Source organism: Pseudomonas arvensis (assembly GCF_056688935.1).
Genome location: NZ_CP162038.1, coordinates 1,901,746 through 1,926,975 on the forward strand (window position 1 = coordinate 1,901,746; position 25,230 = coordinate 1,926,975).

Here is a 25,230-nt window from a genome sequence, read left to right on the forward strand (position 1 = left end):
GGTGGCTGCCATGTTGAAAGTCAGTGTTTATCGCTACAACCCTGATCAGGACGCTGCGCCGTTCATGCAGGAGTTCCAGGTCGATACCGGTGGTAAAGACCTGATGGTGCTGGATGTATTGGCACTGATCAAAGAGCAGGACGAAGGTTTCTCCTACCGTCGCTCTTGCCGTGAGGGCGTTTGCGGCTCCGACGGCATGAACATCAACGGCAAAAACGGCCTGGCGTGCATCACGCCGCTGTCCGCCGTGGTGAAAGGCAACAAGCTGATCGTTCGTCCTCTGCCAGGTTTGCCGGTTATCCGTGACCTGGTCGTCGATATGAGCATCTTCTACAAGCAATACGAAAAAGTTAAGCCGTTCCTGCAGAACGACACGCCGGCTCCGGCCATCGAGCGTCTGCAGTCCCCTGAAGAGCGTGAAAAGCTCGACGGTCTGTACGAGTGCATCCTGTGCGCCTGCTGCTCGACCTCGTGCCCGTCCTTCTGGTGGAACCCGGACAAGTTCCTGGGTCCAGCTGCCCTGCTGCAAGCGTACCGCTTCCTGGCAGACAGCCGTGATACCAAGACGTCCGAGCGTCTGGCTTCGCTGGATGACCCGTTCAGCGTATTCCGCTGCCGCGGGATCATGAACTGCGTCAACGTATGTCCCAAAGGCCTGAACCCGACTAAGGCCATTGGTCACATCCGTAACATGCTGCTGCAAAGCGGCGTGTAACCGACGTTGTAACAAAGCAGGACCGTTGTGCCCGTAAATGCTGCGGCGCAGGCTTCAACCGGCGCCGTAGTTTTAACTTGAGCAGCGACTTACAAAGCCGCGGCTCTTATTTTGAAGAAATGAGACAAGCAGGGGCATTCGGGTTGGTACCCGAACTATCAGCGTGATCCTAAGTGGCTTGTTTTGGTCGCTGCACTTGGCCTTTTGCAAGCAAACTCGGTGTTTTCGCCGGTGGTGTCCCCAAATCGAGGGTGACCAAGCATGCAAGAAAGCGTGATGCAGCGCATGTGGAACAGCGGCTATCTTTCAGGTGGTAACGCTGCCTATGTGGAAGAGCTTTATGAGCTCTACCTGCACGACCCTAACGCTGTGCCAGAAGAATGGCGCACCAAATTTCAGACGTTGTCTTCAGACGGCAACGCTGCCACCGATGTATCGCACGCAACGATTCGCGATCAATTTGTGCTGCTGGCAAAGAACCAGCGCCGCGCCCAACCGGTTTCCGCCGGCAGCGTGAGCAGTGAGCACGAGAAGAAGCAAGTTGAAGTACTGCGACTGATCCAGGCCTACCGGATGCGTGGCCACCAGGCGGCCCAGCTTGACCCGCTGGGGCTCTGGCAGCGTCCTGCACCTGCTGACCTGTCGATCAATCATTACGGCTTGACCAATGCCGATCTTGATACGACCTTCCGTGCCGGCGACCTGTTCATCGGCAAAGAGGAAGCGAGCCTACGCGAAATTCACGAAGCGTTGCAGCAGACATATTGCCGCACCATTGGCGCTGAGTTCACGCACATCACCGATTCCGAGCAACGCCACTGGTTCCAGCATCGCCTGGAAGGCGTGCGTGGCCGTCCGGTGCTGTCCGCCGACGTACGCAGCCACCTGCTTGAGCGCGTGACCGCAGCGGAAGGCCTGGAAAAATACCTGGGTACCAAATACCCGGGTACCAAGCGTTTCGGCCTGGAAGGCGGCGAAAGCCTGATCCCGATGCTCGACGAGCTGATCCAGCGTTCCGGTTCCTACGGCACCAAGGAAATCGTGATCGGCATGGCCCACCGTGGTCGCTTGAACGTGTTGGTCAACACCTTCGGCAAGAACCCGCGTGAGCTGTTCGACGAGTTCGAAGGCAAGAAGAAGGTCGAGCTGGGTTCCGGTGACGTTAAATATCACCAGGGCTTCTCCTCCAACGTCATGACCACCGGCGGTGAAGTTCACCTGGCCATGGCCTTCAACCCATCCCACCTGGAAATCGTTTCTCCAGTGGTCGAGGGTTCGGTCCGTGCGCGCCAGGATCGTCGTAACGACACCACTGGTGAAAAGGTCCTGCCGATTTCCATCCACGGTGACGCGGCATTCGCCGGTCAAGGCGTGGTCCTGGAAACGTTCCAGATGTCGCAGACTCGCGGCTTCAAGACCGGCGGTACGGTTCACATCGTCATCAACAACCAGGTTGGCTTCACCATCAGCAACCCACTGGATGCGCGCTCCACCGAGTACGCTACCGACGTTGCCAAGATGATCCAGGCGCCTATCCTCCATGTGAATGGTGATGATCCGGAAGCCGTGCTGTTCGTGACCCAACTGGCTGTCGACTACCGCATGCAGTTCAAGCGTGACGTGGTGATCGACCTGGTGTGCTACCGCCGCCGTGGTCACAACGAAGCTGACGAACCAAGCGGCACCCAGCCGTTGATGTACCAGCAGATCACCAAGCAGCGCACCACCCGTGAGCTGTATGCCGAAAGCCTGACCAAGGCCGGTATTGTTGACGATGCGCGTGTTCAGGCGAAGATCGATGAATACCGCAACGCGCTGGACAATGGTCTGCATGTAGTAAAAAGCCTGGTCAAGGAACCGAACAAAGAGCTGTTCGTTGACTGGCGTCCGTACCTGGGTCACACCTGGACGGCGCGTCACGACACCTCGTTCGATCTGAAGACCCTTCAGGAACTCTCCGCCAAGCTGCTGGAAATTCCGGATGGCTTCGTGGTGCAGCGCCAGGTTGCGAAGATCTACGAAGACCGTCAGAAGATGCAAGCCGGCGGCCTGCCGATCAACTGGGGTTATGCCGAAACCATGGCGTACGCGACCCTGGCGTTCGAAGGTCACCCGATCCGCATGACCGGCCAGGACATCGGCCGCGGTACGTTCTCGCACCGTCATGCTGTGCTGCACAACCAGAAAGATGCGGGCACCTACATCCCGTTGCAGAACCTGTACGAAGGCCAGCCGCGTTTCGACCTGTACGATTCGTTCCTGTCCGAAGAAGCCGTACTGGCGTTCGAATACGGTTACTCGACCACCACGCCGCAGGCGCTGGTGATCTGGGAAGCCCAGTTCGGCGACTTCGCCAACGGTGCCCAAGTGGTTATCGACCAGTTCATCACCAGCGGCGAGCACAAGTGGGGCCGTCTGTGCGGTCTGACCATGCTGTTGCCACACGGTTATGAAGGTCAGGGTCCGGAGCACTCCTCGGCCCGTCTGGAGCGTTACCTGCAGCTGTGCGCCGAGCACAACATCCAGGTGTGCGTGCCGACTACCCCGGCCCAGATCTACCACTTGCTGCGTCGTCAGGTGATCCGCCCGCTGCGCAAGCCGCTGGTAGTGCTGACTCCGAAATCGCTGCTGCGTCACAAATTGGCCATCTCGACCCTGGAAGATCTGGCCGAAGGTTCGTTCCAGACCGTGATTCCAGAAATCGACACGCTGGATGCGGCCAAGGTCACTCGCCTGATCCTGTGCAGCGGCAAGGTCTACTACGACCTGCTGGAAAAACGTCGTGCCGAAGGCCGCGAAGACATCGCCATCGTGCGTATCGAGCAGCTTTACCCGTTCCCGGAAGATGACCTCATGGAGATCATCGCGCCTTACACCAACCTCACCAATGTGGTGTGGTGTCAGGAAGAACCGATGAACCAGGGCGCGTGGTACAGCAGCCAGCATCATCTGCGTCGCAGCATCGGCAACCACAACAAGGCCCTGGGCCTGGAGTACGCCGGTCGTGATGCGTCTGCTGCACCTGCTTGTGGTTATGCGTCGATGCACGCCGAGCAGCAGGAAAAACTGCTGCAAGATGCTTTCACTGTTTAACGCCTTCGCGCTGACTGAAACCGAATTTTAAGGACCCACAGATAATGGCTATCGAAATCAAAGCCCCGTCATTCCCGGAATCGGTTGCCGATGGCACCGTTGCCACTTGGCACAAGAAACCAGGCGACGCTGTAAAGCGTGATGACCTGATCGTCGACATCGAGACCGACAAAGTCGTTCTGGAAGTGTTGGCCGAGGCTGACGGCGTACTGGGCGCAATCGTTGCCGAAGAGGGCGCCACCGTCCTGTCCAACCAGGTACTGGGCTCGATCGAAGCGGGCAGCGCTGCTCCTCCTGCCGCCGCTGCACCGGCTGCTGCTTCGGCTCCAGCGGCTGCTCCGGCTGCGGGTGGCGAAGATCCAATCGCTGCACCGGCTGCACGTCAGCTGGCTGAAGAAAATGGCATCAACCTGGCTTCCATCAAAGGCACCGGCAAAGACGGCCGCGTGACCAAGGAAGACGTGGTTGCTGCTGTTGAAGCCAAGAAAAACGCTCCGGCTGCCGCGCCTGCCAAGGCTGCTGCTCCAGCTGCCGCCGCTCCTGTGTTCGCTGCTGGCGACCGCACCGAGAAGCGCGTGCCGATGACCCGCGTACGTGCAACCGTGGCCAAGCGCCTGGTTGAAGCACAGTCGAACATGGCGATGCTGACCACTTTCAACGAAGTCGACATGACCGAAGTCATGGCCCTGCGTTCGAAGTACAAGGATCTGTTCGAGAAGTCTCATAACGGCGTGCGCCTGGGCTTCATGTCGTTCTTCGTGAAAGCCGCCACTGAAGCGCTGAAGCGCTTCCCGGCAGTCAACGCTTCCATCGACGGCGGCGACATCGTTTACCATGGCTATGCAGACGTCGGCGTTGCCGTGTCCAGCGACCGTGGCCTGGTGGTACCGGTTCTGCGTAACGCCGAGCTGATGAGCCTGGCTGAAATCGAAGGCGGCATCGCCGGCTTCGGCAAGAAAGCCCGTGACGGCAAGCTGACCATCGACGAGATGACCGGTGGTACCTTCACCATCACCAACGGTGGTACCTTCGGTTCGATGATGTCGACCCCGATCGTCAACCCGCCGCAAGCCGCGATCCTGGGCATGCACAACATCATCCAGCGTCCGATGGCCATCAACGGCCAAGTCGTGATCCGCCCAATGATGTACCTGGCACTGTCTTACGATCACCGCCTGATCGATGGTAAAGAAGCCGTGACTTTCCTGGTGACCATCAAGAACCTGCTGGAAGACCCGGCTCGTCTGCTGCTGGATATCTGATAGAAGCAGCTGCAGGCTCCGGGCTGGCCGCCAGAATAGGGCGGCTTGACCTGGGGCGTGTGGCTTGAAAGCTTGCTGCTAAATAGAGGAACTATTTTCATGTCGCAGAAATTTGACGTTGTAGTGATTGGTGCAGGTCCTGGCGGCTATGTTGCCGCCATCAAGGCCGCACAACTGGGCCTCTCGACTGCTTGCATCGAAAAATACACCGACAAGGAAGGCAAACTGGCACTGGGCGGTACCTGCCTGAACGTTGGTTGCATTCCTTCCAAGGCGCTGTTGGACAGCTCCTGGAAATTCCACGAAGCCCAAGACGGCTTCGCGATCCACGGTATCAACCATGCTGGCGTGACCATGGACGTGCCAGCAATGGTCGGCCGTAAAGCCAACATTGTTAAAGGCCTGACTTCCGGCGTTGCGACCTTGTTCAAGGCCAACGGCGTCACTTCCCTGCAAGGCCACGGCAAACTGCTGGCCGGCAAGAAAGTTGAAATCACCAAGCCTGACGGTTCCGTAGAAGTCATCGAAGCCGAGAACGTGATCCTGGCTCCAGGTTCGCGCCCAATCGACATTCCACCGGCTCCAGTTGACCAGAACGTGATCGTTGATTCGACCGGCGCCCTGGAATTCCAAGCGGTTCCTAAGCGTCTGGGCGTGATCGGCGCTGGCGTAATCGGCCTGGAACTGGGTTCGGTCTGGTCCCGTCTGGGTTCCGAAGTGACTGTGCTGGAAGCCCTGGACACGTTCCTGCTGGCTGCCGACACCGCAGTTTCCAAGGAAGCGCTGAAAACCCTGACCAAACAAGGTCTGGACATCAAGCTGGGCGCCCGCGTTACCGGTTCCAAGGTCAACGGCGAAGAAGTCGTTGTGACCTACACCGACAAAGACGGCGAGCAGACCATCACGTTCGACAAGCTGATCGTAGCCGTGGGTCGCCGTCCGGTGACCACCGACCTGCTGGCTTCCGACAGCGGCGTGAACATGGACGAGCGTGGTTTCATCCACGTTGACGATCACTGCGCGACTACCGTTCCTGGCGTCTACGCCATCGGCGACGTGGTTCGCGGCATGATGCTGGCGCACAAGGCGTCCGAAGAAGGCATCATGGTTGTCGAGCGCATCAAGGGCCACAAAACCCAGATGAACTACGACCTGATCCCATCGGTTATCTACACCCACCCGGAAATTGCATGGGTCGGCAAGAACGAACAGCAGTTGAAAGCTGAAGGCGTTGAAGTTAACGTCGGCACCTTCCCGTTTGCTGCGTCTGGCCGTGCCATGGCAGCCAACGACACCGGTGGTTTTGTCAAAGTCATCGCTGATGCCAAGACTGACCGCGTATTGGGCGTCCACGTGATTGGCCCTAGCGCTGCAGAACTGGTTCAGCAAGGCGCGATCGGTATGGAATTCGGCACCAGTGCCGAGGACCTGGGCATGATGGTCTTCTCCCATCCGACCCTGTCCGAAGCGTTGCACGAAGCAGCGTTGGCGGTGAATGGCGGCGCCATCCACATCGCCAACCGCAAGAAGCGCTAAGCGAGATAATAAGAAACCACGGCGGAGTTGCCCGTCGTGAGCCTTGCGCGCAAGACTCACCGCGGAATATCCGCTGGACGCAGCCTTGCGCAGCTTTACGGGCCATAAGCCCAGCAAGTTGCGCAAGCAGCAGTCACAGGTGGCGCGGCACTCATAATGAGCGCAGCGCCGAATGCGCAGTACCTAACGAAGACGGTAAAAAGCATGAATCTTCACGAGTATCAGGGTAAGCAGCTGTTCGCTGAATACGGCCTGCCAGTTTCCAAGGGCTACGCAGTAGACACCCCGGAAGCAGCAGCAGAAGCCTGCGACAAAATCGGTGGTACCGAGTGGGTTGTCAAAGCCCAGGTCCACGCAGGTGGTCGCGGTAAAGCGGGCGGCGTTAAGCTGGTTCGCAGCAAAGAAGACGCCAAGGCCTTCGCACAGCAGTGGCTGGGCAAGCGTCTGGTGACTTACCAGACTGATGCCAATGGCCAGCCAGTCACCAAGATCCTGGTTGAATCGTGCACTGATATCGCTAAAGAGCTGTACCTGGGCGCTGTCGTTGACCGTTCGAGCCGTCGCATCGTGTTCATGGCTTCCACCGAAGGTGGCGTGGACATTGAGAAGATCGCCGAAGAAACCCCAGAAAAAATTCTGAAAGCCACTATCGATCCACTGGTTGGCGCTCAGCCATTCCAGGGTCGTGAGCTGGCTTTCCAGCTGGGTCTGGAAGGCAAGCAAGTTGCCCAGTTCGCCAAGATCTTCGTAGGTCTGGCCAAACTGTTCCAGGATCACGATCTGGCCCTGCTGGAAGTGAACCCGCTGGTGATCAAGGCTGATGGCGATCTGCACTGCCTCGACGCCAAGATCAACATCGACGCCAACGCCATGTATCGTCAGCCTAAGCTGAAGACTTTCCACGATCCGTCGCAAGACGATCCGCGCGAAGCGCACGCTGCCAAGTTCGAACTGAACTACGTAGCCCTGGAAGGTAACATCGGTTGCATGGTCAACGGTGCTGGCCTGGCCATGGGTACCATGGACATCGTCAACCTGCATGGCGGCAAACCAGCCAACTTCCTCGACGTAGGCGGCGGTGCTACCAAAGAACGCGTTACCGAAGCGTTCAAGATCATCCTGTCCGACTCCAACGTCGCTGCAGTACTGGTCAACATCTTCGGCGGCATCGTTCGTTGCGACATGATTGCCGAAGGCATCATCGGTGCAGTGAAAGAAGTCGGCGTGAAAATCCCGGTTGTTGTTCGCCTTGAAGGTAACAACGCTGAACTGGGCGCTAAAGTACTGGCAGAAAGCGGTTTGAACATCATCGCGGCTACCAGCCTGACCGACGCTGCTCAACAAGTTGTCAAAGCTGCGGAGGGCAAATAATGAGCGTCCTGATCAATAAAGACACCAAAGTTATCTGCCAGGGTATTACCGGTTCGCAAGGTAGTTTCCACACCCAGCAAGCCATCGAATACGGCACCAAGATGGTTGGTGGCGTAACTCCGGGCAAAGGCGGCACCGAGCACCTGGGTCTGCCAGTGTTCAACACCGTGAAAGACGCTGTAGCTGCCACTGGCGCCACCGCCAGCGTGATCTACGTTCCAGCTCCTTTCTGCAAGGACTCGATCCTGGAAGCAGCATTCGGCGGCATCAAGCTGATCGTCTGCATCACCGAAGGCATTCCTACCCTGGACATGCTGGACGCTAAAGTTAAGTGCGACGAGCTGGGTGTTACCCTGATCGGCCCTAACTGCCCAGGCGTGATCACCCCAGGCGAATGCAAGATCGGCATCATGCCTGGTCACATTCACTTGCCAGGCAAAGTCGGTATCGTTTCCCGTTCCGGCACCCTGACCTACGAAGCTGTGAAGCAGACGACTGACGCCGGTTTCGGCCAGTCGACTTGCGTCGGCATCGGTGGTGACCCGATCCCAGGTTCGAACTTCATCGACATCCTGAAGCTGTTCCAGGAAGACCCGAAGACCGAAGCGATCGTGATGATCGGTGAGATCGGCGGTTCGGCTGAAGAAGAAGCGGCTGCCTACATCAAGGCACACGTGACCAAGCCGGTTGTTTCCTACATCGCTGGTGTGACTGCCCCTGCAGGCAAGCGCATGGGCCATGCTGGCGCAATCATCTCTGGCGGCAAAGGCACTGCAGACGAGAAGTTTGCTGCCCTGGAAGACGCAGGCGTTAAAACCGTGCGTTCGCTGGCAGACATCGGCAAGGCTTTGTCCGAGCTGACCGGTTGGGCTGTCAAGTAAGCCTCGCGCTTAGCTGACGCTTTACCAGGCAAAGGCCACCTTCGGGTGGCCTTTGTGCTTTCTGAGGTTTAATAAAGATCAAAATGTGGGAGGGGGCTTGCCCCCGATTGCAGTGGGTCAGTTAACAAATACAGTGACTGACACTTCGCCATCGGGGGCAAGCCCTAATGCCGGTCAGTTAAGAGATAAAAGGGCAAAAAGTAACCTGTGGCGAGGGAGCTTGCTCCCGTTGGACTGCGCAGCAGTCCCATTTTTGGGGCCGCTTCGCGGCCCAGCGGGAGCAAGCTCCCTCGCCACAGGTACGGTGTTCGTCCTTAACTGACTGGCATTAGGGCAAGCCCCCTCCCACATTTATCTGCATTGCCAGATTAAGTATGAAAACGCGACATAGAGATGTCGCTTATCGGACAGACCGCCCCGCAACAGTGCGTTCTTCACGCTAATTCTGTAACCTAGCCGCCTCTTTATGCGTGTGCCTCCCAAAAGGAAGCCCCGCGCCAGACCGGTCGGCCCCCATCAGGGCTGGCAGTATTTCCCTCATCCACAGGGAATCCCTCTCTAAATTCCGATTCAGTAGTGTGGTATTTCCCGAAATGAAAGTGTTGAAAAGCCAGGATATCCTGGCGTTGGGCTTCATGACCTTTGCCCTGTTCGTGGGCGCCGGTAACATCATCTTCCCGCCTATCGTCGGTTTGCAGTCCGGGCCTCATGTCTGGATGGCAGCATTGGGCTTCCTGGTCACCGCAGTGGGTTTGCCGGTGGTCACCGTTATCGCCCTGGCCAAGGTCGGCGGCGGTATGGACGCGTTGAGCAGCCCGATCGGCAAGATCGCCGGTGGCCTGCTCGCGGCGGCGGCGTATCTGGCGGTAGGGCCGCTGTTCGCTACCCCGCGTACCGCGACCGTGTCCTTCGAAGTAGGCCTGGCGCCGCTGACCGGCGAAAGCCCGCTGGCGCTGTTCCTCTATAGCTCGGTGTATTTCCTGGTGGTGTTCTTTGTGTCCCTGTACCCAGGGCGCCTGCTGGACACCGTGGGTCGCTTCCTCGCACCGCTGAAGATCATCGCGCTGGCCATCCTCGGCATTGCCGCGTTTGCCCTGCCGGCCGGTGAAGTGGGCGTCGCTACCCCGGAATATGTCGCCGCACCGTTCTCCCAAGGCTTTATCAATGGTTACCTGACCATGGACACCCTGGGCGCGCTGGTATTTGGCATCGTGATCGTCAACGCCATCCGCTCCCGTGGTGTGGAGTCGCCAAAGCTGATCACCCGCTACGCGATCATCGCGGGCCTGATTGCCGGTGTGGGCCTGGCGCTGGTGTACGTCAGCCTGTTCCGCCTGGGTGCGAGCAGTCACGAAGTGGCCGCTGGTGCGGCGAATGGTGCTGCCGTACTGCACGCCTACGTGCAACACACTTTCGGCTCCCTGGGCAGTGGTTTCCTGGCGGTGTTGATCTCCCTGGCATGCCTGGTTACGGCTGTTGGCCTGACCTGCGCGTGTGCAGAGTACTTCAGCAAAATCCTGCCGTTGTCCTACAAGACACTGGTAGTGATCCTGGCGCTGTTCTCGCTGTTTGTGTCCAACCTGGGCCTTACCAAGCTGATTGCCTTCTCGATCCCGGTGCTCACCGCGATCTACCCGCCGTGCATCGTGCTGGTGGCGTTGAGCTTCTGCAAAGACTTCTGGCAGGAGCAGGGCCGCATCGTTGGCCCGGTGATGCTGGTGTCGTTTATCTTCGGCTGCATTGACGCCCTCAAGGGCGCTGGCCTGGCTGGCTGGATGCCGTCGTCGTTGGCCAACCTGCCATTGAGCGAACAAGGCCTGGCGTGGCTGGTGCCGTCGGTGATGGTGCTGGTGGTTGCGGTAGTCATTGACCGTATGCTCGGCAAGCGTAGCGAAGCGATCGCGTAACACATTTTCCAGGCTGCGCAGAAATGCTCCGTATCAATCGATATGGGGCATTTTTTATGCTTAGTAGACGACAAGCTTCTAAAGTGTGAAACACGGTAGGTGTGGGAGCGAGCAAGCCCGCTCCCACATGTTGACCGCGTTCGTCACACCACCTCGTGTAATAGGACCCGCATGTCGTTCGTCGAAACCAATCAAGTCCACCTGCTTGCCGCCCTCTGGTTCATCCTGTGTTGGGGCGGCTATACCCGTTATGCGACCTGGAAGGCCCGGGACACAGCGTGCCTGGCCAGTGTGCTGCACCTGTATCGCGAAGATTGGATGCGCCGCATGCTGCTGCGCGACAACCGCATCGCCGACGCCAGCGTAATCGGCAATCTGGAGCGCAACGCCTCGTTCTTTGCCTCCAGCACGTTGATTATCCTTGCCGGTATTCTCACCGTGCTCGGCGCGTCCGAGCGGGCGGTTTCGTTGTTGGCGGACATTCCCATGGTGCAGCAGGCATCCCAGGGGATGTCGGAGATCAAGCTGTTGTGCCTGGCGCTGGTGTTCGTCTACGCCTTCTTCACATTCAGTTGGTGCATGCGCCAGTACAACTTCGCGGCAGTGCTGGTGGGGTCGGCGCCAATGATCGGTGAGCGCCAGGTGTCCGAGCAGGAGCGCAAAGCGTTTGCTTCGAGGGCGGCGCGAGTGATTTCCATGGCCGCCAACCAGTTCAACTTTGGCCTGCGTGCTTACTACTTCGGCATGACCATGCTGGCGTGGTTTGTCAGCCCATGGTTATTCATGTTGATGAGTGCAGGGGTAGTGGTCGTGCTGTACCGTCGGGAGTTTCATTCCGACGTGCTGCAAGTGATGGTCTATACGCAGACTGATACGCCAGTGCCAGAGGCGGTCAAAGAGCAGGCTTAGTCAACTTCAGCGTATTAACGCTGCCAATAAAAACAGCAGGCAAAGAAAAGCCCGCTATTTAAGCGGGCTTCTTTTTACAGCGAAGCTATTTCAAACCGCGGTCTTAAGAACCGGTGGCTGGAGTAGCAGGTGCTGCTTCTTTTGCGGCGGCTTCGTTCGATTCAGCCTGAGCTTTGGCAGCATCGGCGTTTTCTTTCGCAGCGTCGTTCACTTTATCCTGAGCCTTCGCCATGTCTTTCTGAGCTTGCTCAGAATGTGCAGCGGCGTCTTGGGCTTTGTCTTCGGATTTTTTGTCGCAGGCAGCGAGACCGAGGGCAGCGGCGAGCATCATGGAAATAGCTAAAGTCTTGCGCATGGGGTGTTTCTCCTTATTGAAGATATCTACTGGCCTTTCGAGCCTGAGGGTTCAGCATTAGTTCCTTTAATTGCGCAGATATATAAACAGCGCTCCCCAAGGAACTTTCACCCGCACTGCCTACTCCGCGGATCAACGCTAATAAGAGTCTAGACCGAATGACCGAAAACCCATTGTTAGAGCGTGCGACGCGCTTTGTCTCGGCCCTGCGCCATTGTCAGGTGCTGGGGATTACCGTGCACGCCGCCAACCCGGAGGGTATGACATTGCTCTTGCCCTATGGCCCCTCTATCGTCGGCGACCCTCGTACCGGCGTGATCCATGGCGGTGCGCTGACCTCCCTGATGGATACCGCCTGTGGCATGGCGACCTTGTGCGTATTACCTGAGTTTGAGGTGTGCCCGACCCTCGACCTGCGCATCGATTACATGCACACCGCCGAGCCTCACAAACCGGTCTATGGCTTCGCCCAATGCTACCGGGTGACCACCGATGTGATTTTCACCCGTGGCGTCGCCTACCAGGATGACCCGCAGCAGCCCATCGCCCATGTGGTAGGCACCTTCATGCGCATGGGCAAGCGCCTCAAGGGTGCCCAAGGCCTGAGCAGTGCAATCAAGGGAGAGCAGGCATGACGCATCGATTCAAGACGCGCCTGGAACAGGCCCATGAGCTTGGCAATTATGAAGCGCTGCTGGAGCTGATCCCCTACGCCAGGCTGATCGGCATTGAATGCACGCGCCTGGGTGATGAGTTGCTGTTTCGCCTGCCCGCCAACAAAGACAACATTGGTAACCCAATATTGCCGGCGCTGCACGGCGGGGTGATTGCAGGCTTTATGGAGCTGGCGGCGGCGTTGCACTTGCTGGTGTTTACCGGTGCGCCGGGCTTGCCGAAAATCATCGATTTTTCCCTGGATTACCTGCGGGCCGGCCAGTTCCGCGACACTTACGCCACCTGCCAGGTTTGGCGCCAGGGCCGACGGGTGGCGAATGTGGCTATCACCGCGTGGCAGAGCACCCCGGCAGAACCCATCGCCACCGCCCGCGCGCATTTCAAAATTGAGGAAACCGGTCGCCCTTGAAATCCTGGCCTTAGCCCCCAACTTTGATGACAACCCGCCGCCAACCCTCAAGGGCGCGGCCACTGCCATCCAATTGGAGTTTGATGACCATGAGTGTGGAAACTCAAAAGGAAACCCTGGGCTTCCAGACCGAGGTGAAGCAACTGCTGCACCTCATGATCCATTCGCTGTATTCCAACAAGGAAATTTTCCTTCGCGAATTGATCTCGAACGCCTCTGACGCTGTCGACAAATTACGTTTCGAAGCCCTGTCCAAGCCTGAGTTGCTGGAAGGTGGCGCGGAACTGAAGATCCGTGTGAGCTTCGACAAAGACGCCAAGACCGTCACCCTCGAAGACAACGGTATCGGCATGAGCCGTGACGATGCGATCACCCATCTGGGGACCATCGCCAAATCCGGCACCGCTGATTTCATGAAGAATCTGTCGGGCGACCAGAAGAAAGATTCGCACCTGATCGGCCAATTCGGCGTGGGCTTCTACTCGGCCTTCATCGTTGCCGACAAGGTTGAAGTGTTCAGCCGCCGTGCCGGCCTCGACGCCAGCCAAGGCGTGCACTGGTCCTCCAAGGGTGAGGGCGAATTCGAAATCGCCACCATCGATAAGGCCGACCGTGGCACCCGCATCGTGCTGCACCTCAAATCCGCTGAAGATGAGTTCGCCGACGGCTACCGCCTGCGCAACATCATCAAGAAGTACTCCGACCACATCGCTTTGCCGATCGAGTTGCCGAAGGAGCAAGCGGCGGCCGAAGGCGAAGAGGCGCCTGCCCAGGAATGGGAAGTGGTCAACCGTGCCAGCGCCCTGTGGACCCGTCCTCGCACTGAAGTGAAGGACGAGGAATACCAGGAGTTCTACAAGCACATCGCCCACGACTACGAAAACCCACTGAGCTGGAGCCACAACAAGGTCGAAGGCAAGCTGGAATACAGCTCGCTGCTCTACGTGCCGGCCCGTGCTCCGTTCGACCTGTACCAGCGTGAAGCGCCGAAAGGCCTGAAACTCTACGTGCAGCGCGTTTTCGTGATGGATCAGGCGGAATCGTTCCTGCCGCTGTACCTGCGCTTCATCAAGGGCGTGGTCGACTCCAATGACCTGTCGTTGAACGTGTCGCGGGAAATCCTGCAGAAAGACCCGATCATCGACTCGATGAAGTCGGCATTGACCAAGCGCGTCCTCGACATGCTGGAAAAGCTGGCGAAGAACGAGCCTGAGCAATACAAAGGCTTCTGGAAAAACTTCGGCCAGGTCATGAAAGAAGGCCCGGCGGAAGATTTTGCCAACAAGGAAAAAATCGCCGGCCTGCTGCGTTTTGCCTCGACTCAAGGCGAAGACGGCGAGCAGGTAGTGTCCCTGGCTGAATACCTGGCACGTGCCAAGGAAGGGCAGGACAAGATCTACTACCTGACCGGCGAAACCTACGCCCAGGTCAAGAACAGCCCGCACCTGGAAGTCTTCCGCAAGAAAGGCATCGAAGTGCTGCTGCTGACCGACCGTATCGATGAGTGGCTGATGAGCTACCTCAACGAATTCGACGGCAAGACCTTCGTCGACGTGGCCCGTGGTGACCTGGACCTGGGTAACCTGGACTCCGAAGAAGAGAAGAAGGAAGCCGAAGAAGTCGCCAAGGCCAAAGAAGGCCTGGTTGAGCGGATCAAGACGGCCCTGGGCGATGCGGTCAGCGAAGTGCGGGTTTCTCACCGCCTGACCGACTCCCCGGCGATTTTGGCCATCGGCGAGCAGGACCTGGGCATGCAGATGCGCCAGATCCTTGAAGCCAGCGGCCAGAAGGTTCCGGATTCCAAGCCGATCTTCGAGTTCAACCCGGCTCACCCGCTGATCGAGAAACTCGACGGCGAGCAGAGCGAAGAGCGGTTTGGTGACCTGTCGCACATCCTCTTCGACCAGGCGGCCCTGGCCGCTGGCGACAGCCTCAAGGATCCGGCCGCGTATGTGCGCCGCCTGAACAAGCTGTTGGTTGAACTGTCGGTTTGACCCCGATGTAGAAAAACCCGCTTCGGCGGGTTTTTTCGTTCTACTGCACCTCAACTGGAGTAAATGATGAGCCAAGTCACTGTGCGTTCCGTGGTCTATCAGATTGATGGCCAGTCTTATGAGAGCCGCCTGGCATTCGATGCCAGCCACAAGGGCCCGTTGCCGGGCTTGTTGATGGCGCCGAACTGGATGGGTGTGAGTGCGGATGCCGAAGAGATCGCCAAGGCCGTTGCCGGTAAAGGCTACGTGGTGCTGATCGCTGATCTGTACGGGCAAAATGTGCGCCCGTCGAATGGTGACGAAGCCGGCGCGGCGATGATGCCGTTGAAGAATGATCGTCCGTTGCTGAACAAGCGTATGCAGGCGGCCTTTGCGCAACTGCAAGGCCAGGCGGAAGCGGCGGTGGATACCTCGAAGCTGGCAACCTTTGGTTTCTGCTTTGGCGGTTGCTGTTCCCTGGAGCTGGCCCGTACCGGCGCGCCGTTGAAGGCTGCTGTGTCGTTTCACGGTACCCTCGACACGCCAAACCCTGCGGATGCGAAGAACATCAAGGGCTCGGTGCTGGTGCTGCACGGCGCATCAGACCCGTTGGTGCCAAAAGAGCAGTTGCCAGCGTTTGAAGATGAAATGAATGCCGCTGGCGTGGATTGGCAATTGCTGAGCTATGGCGGCGCGGTGCATTCCTTCACCGACCCGCACGCCAATGTGCCGGGCAAGATGATGTACGACGCGAAGACCGCCAAGCGGGCGTTCCAGTCGATGCACAACTTGTTGGATGAAGTGTTCAAGGGCTGAGGCTGTAGGGCCTGTTCCGGCCTCATCGGGGGCAAGCCCCCTCCCACATTTTGAACTGTGAACACATTCAAGGTGGGAGGGGCTTGCCCCTGATAGCTATCTCACCGGCAACTCGATTCTTTCAGTTTCACCCGGTACCGTCGGCCAATCCCCAGCCGCCCAACGCTGCCGCGCCTGTTCAATCCTCAACGGATCGCTCGCCACAAAATTCCAATTGATCCGCCGTGGCCCATCCAACGGTGCACCGCCGAATACCATCAGGTGGCAATCGGACTCGGCAAAGAGCGTCATCTCCTGCCCGATCGGCAATACCACCAAGCTATGCACGTCCAGCGCCTCACCGTCCAATTGTGCCTCGCCATCCAGCACATACACCGCCCGCTCCTCATGCTCGTCCGGGATCAGCAGGGTAGTGGCCGTCTGCATCTGCACCTCGGCATACAACGTGGGCGACAGCACCGGCACCGGTGATTTCAGGCAAAACCCAGTACCGGCGATCAGGCGAATCTGCACGCCCAGATTGTCACTCACCGGCAGGCTCGCCGCTGCATGGTGGCTGTAATGGCCGGGCCCGGTCTCATGATCCTCGGGCGACGCCAGCCACACTTGCAGTCCATGCAGGCTGAAACCACTGGCTTTGAGCGCCTGAGGTGTGCGCTCCACGTGGGCAATCGCGCTACCGGCGGTCATCCAGCTGACATCGCCGGCTTCTACCACCTGATCGGAACCCAGGCTGTCTTTATGCTGCAGCGCGCCCTCGAACAGGTAGGTGAGCGTGGACAGGCCGATATGCGGATGTTGGCGGATATTCATGCCGCTGCCTGCTGCGTAGCGGGTGTGCAACATGTGGTCGAAGAACACAAATGGGCCGACGCTGCGGCATTCTCGCGAAGGCAATGGACGCAGGATTGGCTGGCCTTCGACATCCTCGGGGCGAGGGCGGATCACGGTGAGGGTGGTCATGGTGCGTCCCAGTCTGAGCGGGTTAGATGCTGCTGAGCATAACCCGCCCGACGCGAGGTTGCCGCTATTGGCTGAAGGCGCCTTCGGACAACTGGGTCTCGATGCTGATTTCAGCAGTGGTCATCAGCTTGTGCACCGGGCATTTGTCTGCCACGCGATGCAGCTCATCGCGCTGCGCGTCGGTGAGTACACCTTTGAGGGTCAACTTGACGTTGAGTTTGTATTTGCCCTTTTGCTCTTCGGCAGCGTCGTGGGTGACTTCCACGGTCACGCCGGTCAGCGGGATGTCTTTTTTCTGGGCGTAGAGCCTGACGGTCAAGGCCTTGCACGATGCGAGCGCCGCATCGAAGTAGTCGTGGGGGGAGGGCGCCGAGTCGTCGCCACCCAGGCTCTTGGGCAGGTCGGTAAACAACTCGTGGTTGTTGATGTTGACGCTGTGGCGGAAGTTTTCAGCGTTCAGTGTGTTCACGGTAACAGGCATGGCAAACCTCACAGGGTGGCAGGATGAAGGTCATGCAGTTATAGAGCATGCTGGCACTTCAGTGTTCCGCGTTTTTGCGCGATGAACCCGGCACAGGGCGCAAGGTCTACCCGTATTGGCCCTTATCGAGGTTTTACCGTGCCCTGGAACCGCCTGAGTCTCGCCCTGTTGTTCGCTGCCACTAGCCTTGCCGTGCAGGCGCGCGACTATGCCTACAGCGATGCACACCTGCATTACGTGGATTTTTTCCAGGAAACGGCGGGCATGGATAAATTGCTCAAGACGATGGCCGAGAATCGCATCGAACATGTGATGATTTCCGGCATCCCCGTGGCGAAGAAATGGCACGAAGACGAGCCCAAGCGTCCGCGCTACTACGCCGGTGACGACGCCGATGCCTATTGGTACAGCGCCACTGACGTGATCGTCGCTGCGGCTGTAAACAAGCTTACCCCTGAACAGCGCCCGCATTTTCATCCGTTTCTGAGCGGTTTCAACCCCAACGACAAGAACTCGGCTGCCCATATCCAACGCATGCTCGATCTTGATCCAGGGCTGTGGCAGGGCATTGGTGAGGTGTTCACCCGTCACGATGACCTCACCGCGCTGACCTCGGGCGACACTCCGCGCGCCAATAACGAAGCGATGACGCGCATCTACCATCTGGCCGCCGAAAATGACCTGCCGGTGATGCTGCACTCGAACATCACCTCCAAGCGCGAGCGCAACCCGTTGTACCTGGCTGAGGTTGAAGAGCCGCTGCGTAATCATCCGCACACCCGCTTTATCTGGGCCCATGCCGGCACCAGCAAGGAGATTCACCGGCATCAGGTCCAGATGGACTTCTTGCTGCCCACATTGAGCCGCATGCTGGAGGCTTACCCCAACCTGTACATCGACCTGTCGTGGAGCATGCTCACGCCGTACTTGCTGGACGACGCGGGCAAGCCCAGGCCCGAGTGGGTAAAGCTGGTGGAGCGCTTCCCGGAGCGCTTCATGCTGGGCTCGGACGTGGTAGGGCGTTTCAACAAGTTGGGTAAGGAAATGCGCCGCTTTGATCCCTTCCTCGACGCGCTTCCTGAGGATGTAGCCCACAAGGTGGCGAAGGATAATTTCCTGGCGATCCTGCCCAAAACCACTCGCGATGGCGCTGCCCGTTAATATCGCGTTTTGGTCTTACGCAAACGCCCTGAGGCGCCGATACCTTTCAAAGCAGCCAGCTGCAAATGGATGCAGCGCATTTGGAAGGAACCAAGGTATGAGTATCAGAAGTTTGAATATCGCCCCCCGCGCCGGTTTAGGGTTTGGCGTGCTGGCATTGATGGTATTTGCGCTGGGCGGCTTTGCGCTGCTGCAGATGGGCAATATGCGCCAGCAGTCGGATCAGGTGGAGAACAACTGGTTGCCGAGCGTGATGGCGGTGGCGGAGATAAGCCAGGACGTGCTGCGCATTCGTGCGCTGACCTTGCGCTTGCTGGTCAGTCGCGATCCCCAGGCCGTGGCACAGAACGAGCAGAAAATCACCGAGACCAAAGCCGCCCTGAATAGCGCCGAACAGCTGTATGAAGCGTTGATCGTGCTGCCTGAGGAGCGTGTGTTGTTTGACCGCTTCAAGGGCGAGCAACAGCACTACCTACAGCGCCAGGAACAGGTCGTGATGCTGTCCAAGGCCAATCGGCTGGAAGACGCGATTCAGGTGGTCAACGGCGAGATGAACCAGTTTGCCGATCAAATGGCGCTGACCCTGCGCGCCCTGGGCAGTCTGAACAAAGCCAGTGCCAACGAGGCTGCGAAGCAGGCGCAGAACGTGTTCAGCCAGTCGCGAACCTGGGTCATCGCCATGGTTGCCCTGGCCACGCTGGTTACCATTGGCCTGGCGGTCTGGCTGACCCGCAGTATCGTGCTGCCGCTGGCGCAGTCGCTCCAGGTTGCCCAGAGCGTCGCCAGCGGCGATCTGACTGGGGAGATCATCGTGAGTGGCAAGGACGAGCCCGCGCGCTTACAGCGCGCGCTCAAGGGCATGCAAGACACCTTGCGTGACACCATTCGGCGTATCTCCGAGTCATCGAACCAGCTTGCATCGGCTTCCGAGGAGCTCAGTTGCGTCACCGAGGACGCCACCCGTGGTTTGCACCAGCAAAGCCAGGAAATCGAACAGGCCGCCACGGCGGTCAACCAGATGACGGCGGCAGTGGAGGAGGTGGCAAGCAATGCGGTGGCTACGTCCCAGGCGTCCCGCGAGTCGGACCGTATCGCCCAGCAAGGGCGTGAGCAGGTGCAGCAAACCGTCGTGTCAATCGAGGCGCTGGCTATCGATGTGACCGACAACGTGACCCAGGTCGAAGACTTGGCGCAGAAGGTGTATGGCATCAGCAAGGTGCTGGACGTGATTCGCTCGATTGCCGAGCAGACCAATCTACTGGCGCTGAATGCCGCCATTGAGGCCGCGCGGGCAGGTGATGCGGGGCGCGGTTTTGCCGTAGTCGCCGATGAGGTGCGGGCGCTGGCTCATCGTACTCAGCAGTCGACCCAGGAAATCGAGCAGATGATCAGTGGGATTCAGCAGGGCACGGAGCAGGCCGTCAGCTCAATGCAGCAGAGCAATACCCGGGCGCGTTCCACCCTGGACATCGCCAAGTCGGCGGGGACAGCGTTGGAGGCGATTGCCTCGGCGTTCACGCTGATCAATGAGCGCAACCTGGTGATCGCCAGTGCGTCGGAACAGCAGGCGGCGGTGGCGCGTGAAGTGGATCGTAACTTGATGAATATCCGTGATCTGGCGCATCAGACGTCTGCCGGGGCTAACCAGACGAGTGCGGCGAGCCAGGAGTTGTCGCGGTTGGCGGTGGATTTGAATTCGATGGTGGCGCGGTTTTCGGTGTAGGGCTGGGGGCCGAGGAGGCCCTACGGGGAGCAAGCCCTCTCCAATATTGCCCAACGAATGCGCACGAGTGTGGGAGGGGGCTTGCCCCCGATGCAGGCGACTCGGTCTCATTCAGTTGCCCATAAAAAAGCCCCGAACCAGTCGGGGCTTTTTCAGTGGATCAAGCTACAGGTCTTACTTGCCCTGCCAGCGTTTCAGCACCAGGGTGGCGTTAGTGCCACCGAAGCCGAAGCTGTTGCTCATCACGGTGTCGATCTTGGCGTTTTCAACAGTCTTGGTCAGGATCGGCATATCGGCGACGACCGGGTCGATCTCGTCGATGTTGGCCGAGCCAGCCATGAAGTTGCCTTCCATCATCAGCAGGCAGTAGATCGCTTCGTGAACGCCGGCGGCGCCCAGGGAGTGACCCGACAGGCTCTTGGTGGAGCTGATGGCCGGGGCCTTGTCGCCGAATACCGCGCGCACGCCTTCCATTTCCTTGGCATCGCCGACCGGAGTCGAGGTGCCGTGGGTGTTCAGGTAGTCGATTGGGGTATCAACGGTGGACATGGCCATCTGCATGCAACGGATGGCACCTTCGCCGCTTGGCGCAACCATGTCGTAGCCGTCGGAAGTAGCGCCGTAGCCGACGATTTCCGCGTAGATCTTGGCGCCACGGGCCAGAGCGTGTTCCAGCTCCTCGACCACCACCATGCCGCCGCCGCCGGCGATGACGAAACCGTCACGCTTGGCGTCGTAGGCGCGGGAGGCTTTTTCCGGGGTTTCGTTGTATTGGGTGGACAGTGCGCCCATGGCGTCGAACAGGAACGACTGGCTCCAATGTTCTTCTTCACCGCCGCCGGCGAACACGATGTCCTGCTTGCCCAGCTGGATCTGCTCTACCGCAGTACCAATGCAGTGAGCACTGGTGGCGCAGGCCGAGGAGATCGAGTAATTGACGCCCTTGATGGCGAACGGCGTGGCGAGGCAGGCCGAAACGGTGCTGCCCATGGTCCGCGTTACACGGTACGGGCCAACGCGCTTCACGCCTTTTTCGCGCAGGATGTCCAGCGCTTCCATCTGGTTCAGGGTGGATGCGCCGCCCGAACCGGCGATCAGGCCGGTGCGTACGTTCGATACCTGGTCTTCGCTCAGGCCGGAGTCGGCAATGGCGTCTTTCATGGCCAGGTAGGCGTAGGCGGCAGCGTGGCCGACGAAGCGATAGATCTTGCGATCGATCAGCTCTTCGAGGGGCAGGTCGATGGAGCCGGAAACCTGGCTACGCAGACCCATTTCGGCATATTCCGGGTTGAAGCGGATGCCAGGGCGACTTGCACGCAGGTTAGCGGTGACGGTCTCTTTGTCATTGCCCAGGCAAGAAACGATGCCCAGACCAGTGATAACGACGCGGCGCATGCGGATAACCCTTAAAAGTTGTCAGTGGAAGTGAATACGCCGACCCGAAGGCCTTCGGCAGTATAGATCTCGCGACCGTCGACGCTCACCGAACCATCGGCGATGGCCAGGTTCAGCTTGCCCTTGAGGACGCGCTTGATCTGAATGTTGTAGGTGACTTTCTTGGCGGTCGGCAGGACCTGGCCAAAGAATTTCACTTCGCCCGAACCCAGGGCCCGGCCGCGGCCCGGCAAGCCTTGCCAGCCGAGGAAGAAACCGACCAGTTGCCACATGGCATCAAGGCCCAGGCAACCTGGCATTACAGGGTCACCTTCGAAATGGCAGGCGAAGAACCACAGGTCCGGGGTGATATCCAGCTCGGCGACCAATTCACCTTTGCCGTACTTGCCACCCTCTTCGCTGATATGGGTGATGCGATCCACCATCAGCATGTTCGGGGCGGGCAGTTGCGCGTTACCTGGGCCGAACAGCTCACCGCGACTGCAGCGCAGCAGGTCTTCCCGAGTAAAGGCGTTTTGTTTGGTCATGCGAGCTCCTCAATAATCCCATGCGGCAGGGTAGGGCAAATCTTCCCGAACCGAATGAAGCGTTCATGCCTCATGTCGGCAGCCTACACATAGACTATTGCGTTGTAGTGAAAGTCACAGCGTTAGGCACTGAATGTACACTTGTTCACTGAAATTTTAAACCGGGCCCGTTTAAGGTGCCCGTTCGGGTGCCTAAGACTGCCGCACTTTCGTCTTTCACGCCAGTCGGACTTGGCTGATGGCGCAGCGCTACTGCACCCAACGCTGCAGGATTTGCTGCAAATCCGTGCGTTTGAACGGCTTCGCGAGGTAATCGTTCATGCCCGCCGCCAGGCAGGCTTCGCGGTCGCCCTGCAACGCGTTGGCAGTGAGGGCGATGATCGGCAAGTCGGCACAGCCCGGCAAGTGGCGAATCTGCCTGGTGGCTTCGTAGCCATCGATCAGCGGCAGTCGGCAATCCATCAGGATCGCCGTGAAAATCAGGCTTTCGGCACTGCGGATCGCTTCGGCACCATCAGTGGCGAGGCTCACTTCAAACCCCAGGCTGCGCAGCATGGCTTCCACCACGGTGCGGTTGACGGGGTTGTCTTCCACCAGCAGCACATGACGGCCATCGCCGGCGCTGTGTTTGCCACCGGCATCCACAGCCACCGCGGGCAGGCTGTGTTGGTCGAGTGCCAGTGGAATTTCCAGGGTAAACACCGAACCACGGCCTTCTTCGCTCTGGGCGCGCAGGGTGCCGCCCATGCGTTCGGCCAGGGTGCGGGCGATGGGCAGCCCCAGGCCGGTGCCGCCGTAACGTCTTGAAATGGAACTGTCGGCCTGCTGGAACGCATCGAACATCAATTCCAGGCGCTCGGTGGAAATTCCGATGCCGCTGTCACGCACCGTGCAGGTGAACCACACCAGTTCATGGTCGAGCGTTTGCCAGTGGGGCTCAACGCTGATGCTGCCGTGCTCGGTGAACTTCAAGGCATTGCCGATCAGGTTCACCAGAATCTGGCGGATCCGCGTCGGATCGCCTTGTACCCTGAGTTCATCCATGCCTGGCGGGAGCGCCAGCCTGAGTTCCAACCCACGCTGCTGAGCATTGTGCTGAAACGCCTGGGCGCAACTGTTGATCAGGTCGGCCAGGTTGAACGAAATATGTTCCAGCTCCAGCGCCTCGCGTTCAATGCGCGAGAAGTCGAGGATATCGTTGATCACCTTGAGCAGATGCTCGGTGGACTCGGAGGCCAGCGCCGCGTATTCGGTCTGCTCCTCGGTCATCTCGGTGGTTTCCAGCAGTTGCAGCATGCCCAGTACGCCGTTCATCGGCGTGCGCAGTTCGTGGCTCATCATGGCCAGGAAGTCCGACTTCGCATTGTTGGCGCGCTCGGCTTCTTCCCGGGTCTGGATCAGTTGGGCCATGGCCTGTTGTTGTTCACGACTGGCCTGGTTGAGGCCTTCGGCCAAGTTGTTGATGTGTCGCGAAAGGTCGCCCAGCTCCGAATCATCGACAATCGGCAGCGGCGTCTTGTAGTCGCCTTGCTGGATCGCCTTGACCGCATGGCCCATGGCACTGATCGGTTGCGACAGGCTGGCGGCCAGGCGTCGGGCGAGCAGGAAGGTAAACAGCAGGGCGAACAGCGCCAGGATCCCGGCCTTGAACAGAATCTCCTGTTGGCGCTGGCTGAAGGCGTCATTGGACATGCCGACAATTACCCGTCCCAGGTAATCCGCGCGCGGCGCCTTGGATTCGCTGAGGTTGTCCTGGAAAAAGTCGTTGCCCAGCTGGATGTGTTGCAGGCGAATCGGCGCCTGGAACACTTTCACCGACAGCGAGCGGTCGTGTTTTTCCGATGCCTGCTCGACATACACCAGAATGTTTTCGCCGCTGTCCTGAATTTCCAGGAAGCGTACATGGGGCGTGGCCAGCGTCGCGCGCAGCAGGCTCTCAAGTACATCGTTGTTGCCCGAGATCACGCCGTATTCGGTAGCCGGGGCCAATTGGTTGGCGATCAACTGGCCCGTGTGGTCCAGTTCCTGGCGCAGGTCCTGGATACGCACGAAGGTGAAGAAGCTGATCAGCAGCAACGTCAGCAACAGCGCCGGACCGAGGGTGATGAGCTGGGTGCGGGTGTTGATGTCCCAACGACGGCGCAAGGTCATGGGCGTTTTTCTCCTTCGGCCAATCGGGCGGCGACGCTGGCTTCGTCTACCTGTTCAATGCCCAGTGAACGTGCGACTTGCGGGTTGCCCACGACTTTGAAGTGTTCGGGGTAGAGCACGTGCGGCCAACTGGTGGGTGGCTGGTCCAGCAGGCGGTCGAGTACCGCCAGCCAGTCGGCCTGGTCGCTGTAGGTGCTGGCCAGGCTACCGGCACGCACAAAACCGGCGTTCGGGCCCACCAGCGGCAATTGCTGGGCATAGCTGCTCAGCAGCAGGTTCTTGGCGGTCTTTGGGTTGTACAGCAGCGGATCGTCGAGGCCGAGCAGCACGTCACTGTCCCTGAGCAGGGCCTGCAGCGGGCGGCTGTCGTTGATGTTGTCCCAGAGCTGGGGCTTGATCTTCAGCTCCAGGGCCTCTGCATAGCGGCGCAGCTCGGGCAGCAGGAACTCACTCTCGGTGCTGTAGAGCACGCCGATGCGCTGCGCCTGAGGCAGGATGCTGGTGATCAGGCGCAGTTGGCGCTCCAGCGGCGGATCGCTCCACAACAGGCTGATCCGCGCATGCCGGGATGCCTGCGGACGCTGATGGGCTTGTAGCCGGCTGATGCGCAGCACCAGGGTCGGCGGGCCCTCGGGATCCTGCAGGCGCCAGTCCAGGCCTGGCAGGTCCAGCAGGATCAAGCGCGTGCTGGCAGGCAAGTGGCTGGGCGAGGGCAAGTCCTTGAGGGGCATGAAGGTGACGTGGTCTTCGGGGCGTTGCCGGGCCAGGGCCTGGGTAAAGGTTTGTACCCCTGCACCGTCTTCGTCGGCGGTCAGCAGGATCTCGGCGCTCCACGCCGGTGCGGCCAGCCACAGGCAGGCCAGCAGCACGGCGCGTCGGCAGCCCTTATAGATAAAGAGGCAGGTCATCCGTGACGAGTCGCCCATG

At 59.2% G+C, this 25,230-nt stretch carries 21 protein-coding genes; 14 read left to right on the forward strand and 7 right to left on the reverse strand.

Annotation, left to right across the window (positions count from 1 at the left end):
* Nucleotides 1-10 precede the first annotated feature (10 nt).
* From AB3G88_RS08780 to AB3G88_RS08815, 8 genes are all read left to right on the forward strand, one after another.
* Nucleotides 11-715 carry a succinate dehydrogenase iron-sulfur subunit gene (locus AB3G88_RS08780; RefSeq protein ID WP_003172807.1) on the forward strand — a complete coding sequence of 235 codons (705 nt, stop codon included), beginning with the start codon at nucleotides 11-13 and terminating at the stop codon, nucleotides 713-715.
* 261 nt (nucleotides 716-976) lie between these two features.
* A complete protein-coding gene (locus AB3G88_RS08785; RefSeq protein ID WP_099586743.1) occupies nucleotides 977-3,808 on the forward strand; it encodes a 2-oxoglutarate dehydrogenase E1 component in 2,832 nt (943 codons plus the stop codon).
* Between the two features lie 44 nt (nucleotides 3,809-3,852).
* On the forward strand, nucleotides 3,853-5,070 hold the full coding sequence (gene odhB / locus AB3G88_RS08790; RefSeq protein ID WP_480453710.1) for a 2-oxoglutarate dehydrogenase complex dihydrolipoyllysine-residue succinyltransferase: 1,218 nt from the start codon (nucleotides 3,853-3,855) through the stop codon (nucleotides 5,068-5,070).
* A 99-nt stretch (nucleotides 5,071-5,169) separates the two neighbouring features.
* A complete protein-coding gene (gene lpdA, locus AB3G88_RS08795; RefSeq protein ID WP_099586741.1) occupies nucleotides 5,170-6,606 on the forward strand; it encodes a dihydrolipoyl dehydrogenase in 1,437 nt (478 codons plus the stop codon).
* Between the two features lie 204 nt (nucleotides 6,607-6,810).
* Entirely contained in the window at nucleotides 6,811-7,977 is a 1,167-nt protein-coding gene (gene sucC / locus AB3G88_RS08800; RefSeq protein ID WP_003210567.1) for an ADP-forming succinate--CoA ligase subunit beta, read from the forward strand.
* Nucleotides 7,977-8,858 carry a succinate--CoA ligase subunit alpha gene (sucD, locus tag AB3G88_RS08805; protein WP_010166265.1) on the forward strand — a complete coding sequence of 294 codons (882 nt, stop codon included), beginning with the start codon at nucleotides 7,977-7,979 and terminating at the stop codon, nucleotides 8,856-8,858. The genes sucC and sucD overlap by 1 nt, the downstream gene beginning before the upstream one ends.
* A 593-nt stretch (nucleotides 8,859-9,451) precedes the next feature.
* Nucleotides 9,452-10,765: a branched-chain amino acid transport system II carrier protein gene (gene brnQ / locus AB3G88_RS08810; RefSeq protein ID WP_099586740.1), complete on the forward strand. Its 1,314-nt coding sequence runs from the start codon at nucleotides 9,452-9,454 to the stop codon at nucleotides 10,763-10,765.
* Between the two features lie 171 nt (nucleotides 10,766-10,936).
* Nucleotides 10,937-11,674 carry a DUF599 domain-containing protein gene (locus AB3G88_RS08815; RefSeq protein WP_099586739.1) on the forward strand — a complete coding sequence of 246 codons (738 nt, stop codon included), beginning with the start codon at nucleotides 10,937-10,939 and terminating at the stop codon, nucleotides 11,672-11,674.
* A gap of 103 nt (nucleotides 11,675-11,777) precedes the next feature.
* On the opposite strand, the gene AB3G88_RS08820 is transcribed toward AB3G88_RS08815, so the two are convergent.
* Nucleotides 11,778-12,029, reverse strand: a complete 252-nt coding sequence (locus AB3G88_RS08820; RefSeq protein WP_010211724.1) for a hypothetical protein — start codon at nucleotides 12,027-12,029, stop codon at nucleotides 11,778-11,780.
* 158 nt (nucleotides 12,030-12,187) lie between these two features.
* Here AB3G88_RS08820 and AB3G88_RS08825 point away from each other — a divergent pair, with 158 nt between their 5' ends.
* The 4 genes from AB3G88_RS08825 to AB3G88_RS08840 all read left to right on the forward strand — a co-directional run bounded on the left by AB3G88_RS08825 (nucleotide 12,188) and on the right by AB3G88_RS08840 (nucleotide 15,902).
* Entirely contained in the window at nucleotides 12,188-12,664 is a 477-nt protein-coding gene (locus tag AB3G88_RS08825) for a PaaI family thioesterase (RefSeq protein WP_112194322.1), read from the forward strand.
* On the forward strand, nucleotides 12,661-13,113 hold the full coding sequence (locus tag AB3G88_RS08830) for a PaaI family thioesterase (RefSeq protein ID WP_112194324.1): 453 nt from the start codon (nucleotides 12,661-12,663) through the stop codon (nucleotides 13,111-13,113). The genes AB3G88_RS08825 and AB3G88_RS08830 overlap by 4 nt, the downstream gene beginning before the upstream one ends.
* A gap of 89 nt (nucleotides 13,114-13,202) precedes the next feature.
* A complete protein-coding gene (htpG, locus tag AB3G88_RS08835) occupies nucleotides 13,203-15,107 on the forward strand; it encodes a molecular chaperone HtpG (protein ID WP_099586833.1) in 1,905 nt (634 codons plus the stop codon).
* Nucleotides 15,108-15,173: 66 nt separating this feature from the next.
* On the forward strand, nucleotides 15,174-15,902 hold the full coding sequence (locus tag AB3G88_RS08840) for a dienelactone hydrolase family protein (protein WP_480453713.1): 729 nt from the start codon (nucleotides 15,174-15,176) through the stop codon (nucleotides 15,900-15,902).
* Between the two features lie 96 nt (nucleotides 15,903-15,998).
* Here AB3G88_RS08840 and AB3G88_RS08845 read toward each other — a convergent pair whose 3' ends face one another.
* Together AB3G88_RS08845 and AB3G88_RS08850 are read right to left on the reverse strand one after the other, a co-directional pair.
* Nucleotides 15,999-16,865 (reverse strand): pirin family protein, encoded by an 867-nt coding sequence (locus AB3G88_RS08845; protein ID WP_480453714.1) that lies wholly within the window; start codon nucleotides 16,863-16,865, stop codon nucleotides 15,999-16,001.
* A gap of 64 nt (nucleotides 16,866-16,929) precedes the next feature.
* On the reverse strand, nucleotides 16,930-17,346 hold the full coding sequence (locus AB3G88_RS08850; RefSeq protein ID WP_099586734.1) for an OsmC family protein: 417 nt from the start codon (nucleotides 17,344-17,346) through the stop codon (nucleotides 16,930-16,932).
* A 138-nt stretch (nucleotides 17,347-17,484) separates the two neighbouring features.
* Between AB3G88_RS08850 and AB3G88_RS08855 the strand changes: the two genes are divergently transcribed.
* Complete coding sequence (locus AB3G88_RS08855) at nucleotides 17,485-18,507, forward strand: amidohydrolase family protein (protein ID WP_112194329.1); 1,023 nt, start codon at nucleotides 17,485-17,487, stop codon at nucleotides 18,505-18,507.
* Between the two features lie 97 nt (nucleotides 18,508-18,604).
* Complete coding sequence (locus tag AB3G88_RS08860; protein ID WP_480453716.1) at nucleotides 18,605-20,230, forward strand: methyl-accepting chemotaxis protein; 1,626 nt, start codon at nucleotides 18,605-18,607, stop codon at nucleotides 20,228-20,230.
* Nucleotides 20,231-20,404: 174 nt separating this feature from the next.
* Here AB3G88_RS08860 and fabB read toward each other — a convergent pair whose 3' ends face one another.
* The 4 genes from fabB to AB3G88_RS08880 form a co-directional block, all read right to left on the reverse strand.
* Nucleotides 20,405-21,625: a beta-ketoacyl-ACP synthase I gene (gene fabB / locus AB3G88_RS08865; protein ID WP_012723103.1), complete on the reverse strand. Its 1,221-nt coding sequence runs from the start codon at nucleotides 21,623-21,625 to the stop codon at nucleotides 20,405-20,407.
* Nucleotides 21,626-21,636: 11 nt separating this feature from the next.
* A complete protein-coding gene (gene fabA, locus AB3G88_RS08870; RefSeq protein ID WP_010211704.1) occupies nucleotides 21,637-22,152 on the reverse strand; it encodes a 3-hydroxyacyl-[acyl-carrier-protein] dehydratase FabA in 516 nt (171 codons plus the stop codon).
* A 249-nt stretch (nucleotides 22,153-22,401) separates the two neighbouring features.
* Nucleotides 22,402-24,303, reverse strand: coding sequence for an ATP-binding protein (locus AB3G88_RS08875; RefSeq protein ID WP_112194335.1), 1,902 nt, complete (start codon nucleotides 24,301-24,303; stop codon nucleotides 22,402-22,404).
* On the reverse strand, nucleotides 24,300-25,229 hold the full coding sequence (locus AB3G88_RS08880) for an ABC transporter substrate-binding protein (RefSeq protein WP_480453717.1): 930 nt from the start codon (nucleotides 25,227-25,229) through the stop codon (nucleotides 24,300-24,302). Before AB3G88_RS08880 ends, AB3G88_RS08875 begins: the two co-directional genes overlap by 4 nt.
* Nucleotide 25,230 lies beyond the last annotated feature (1 nt).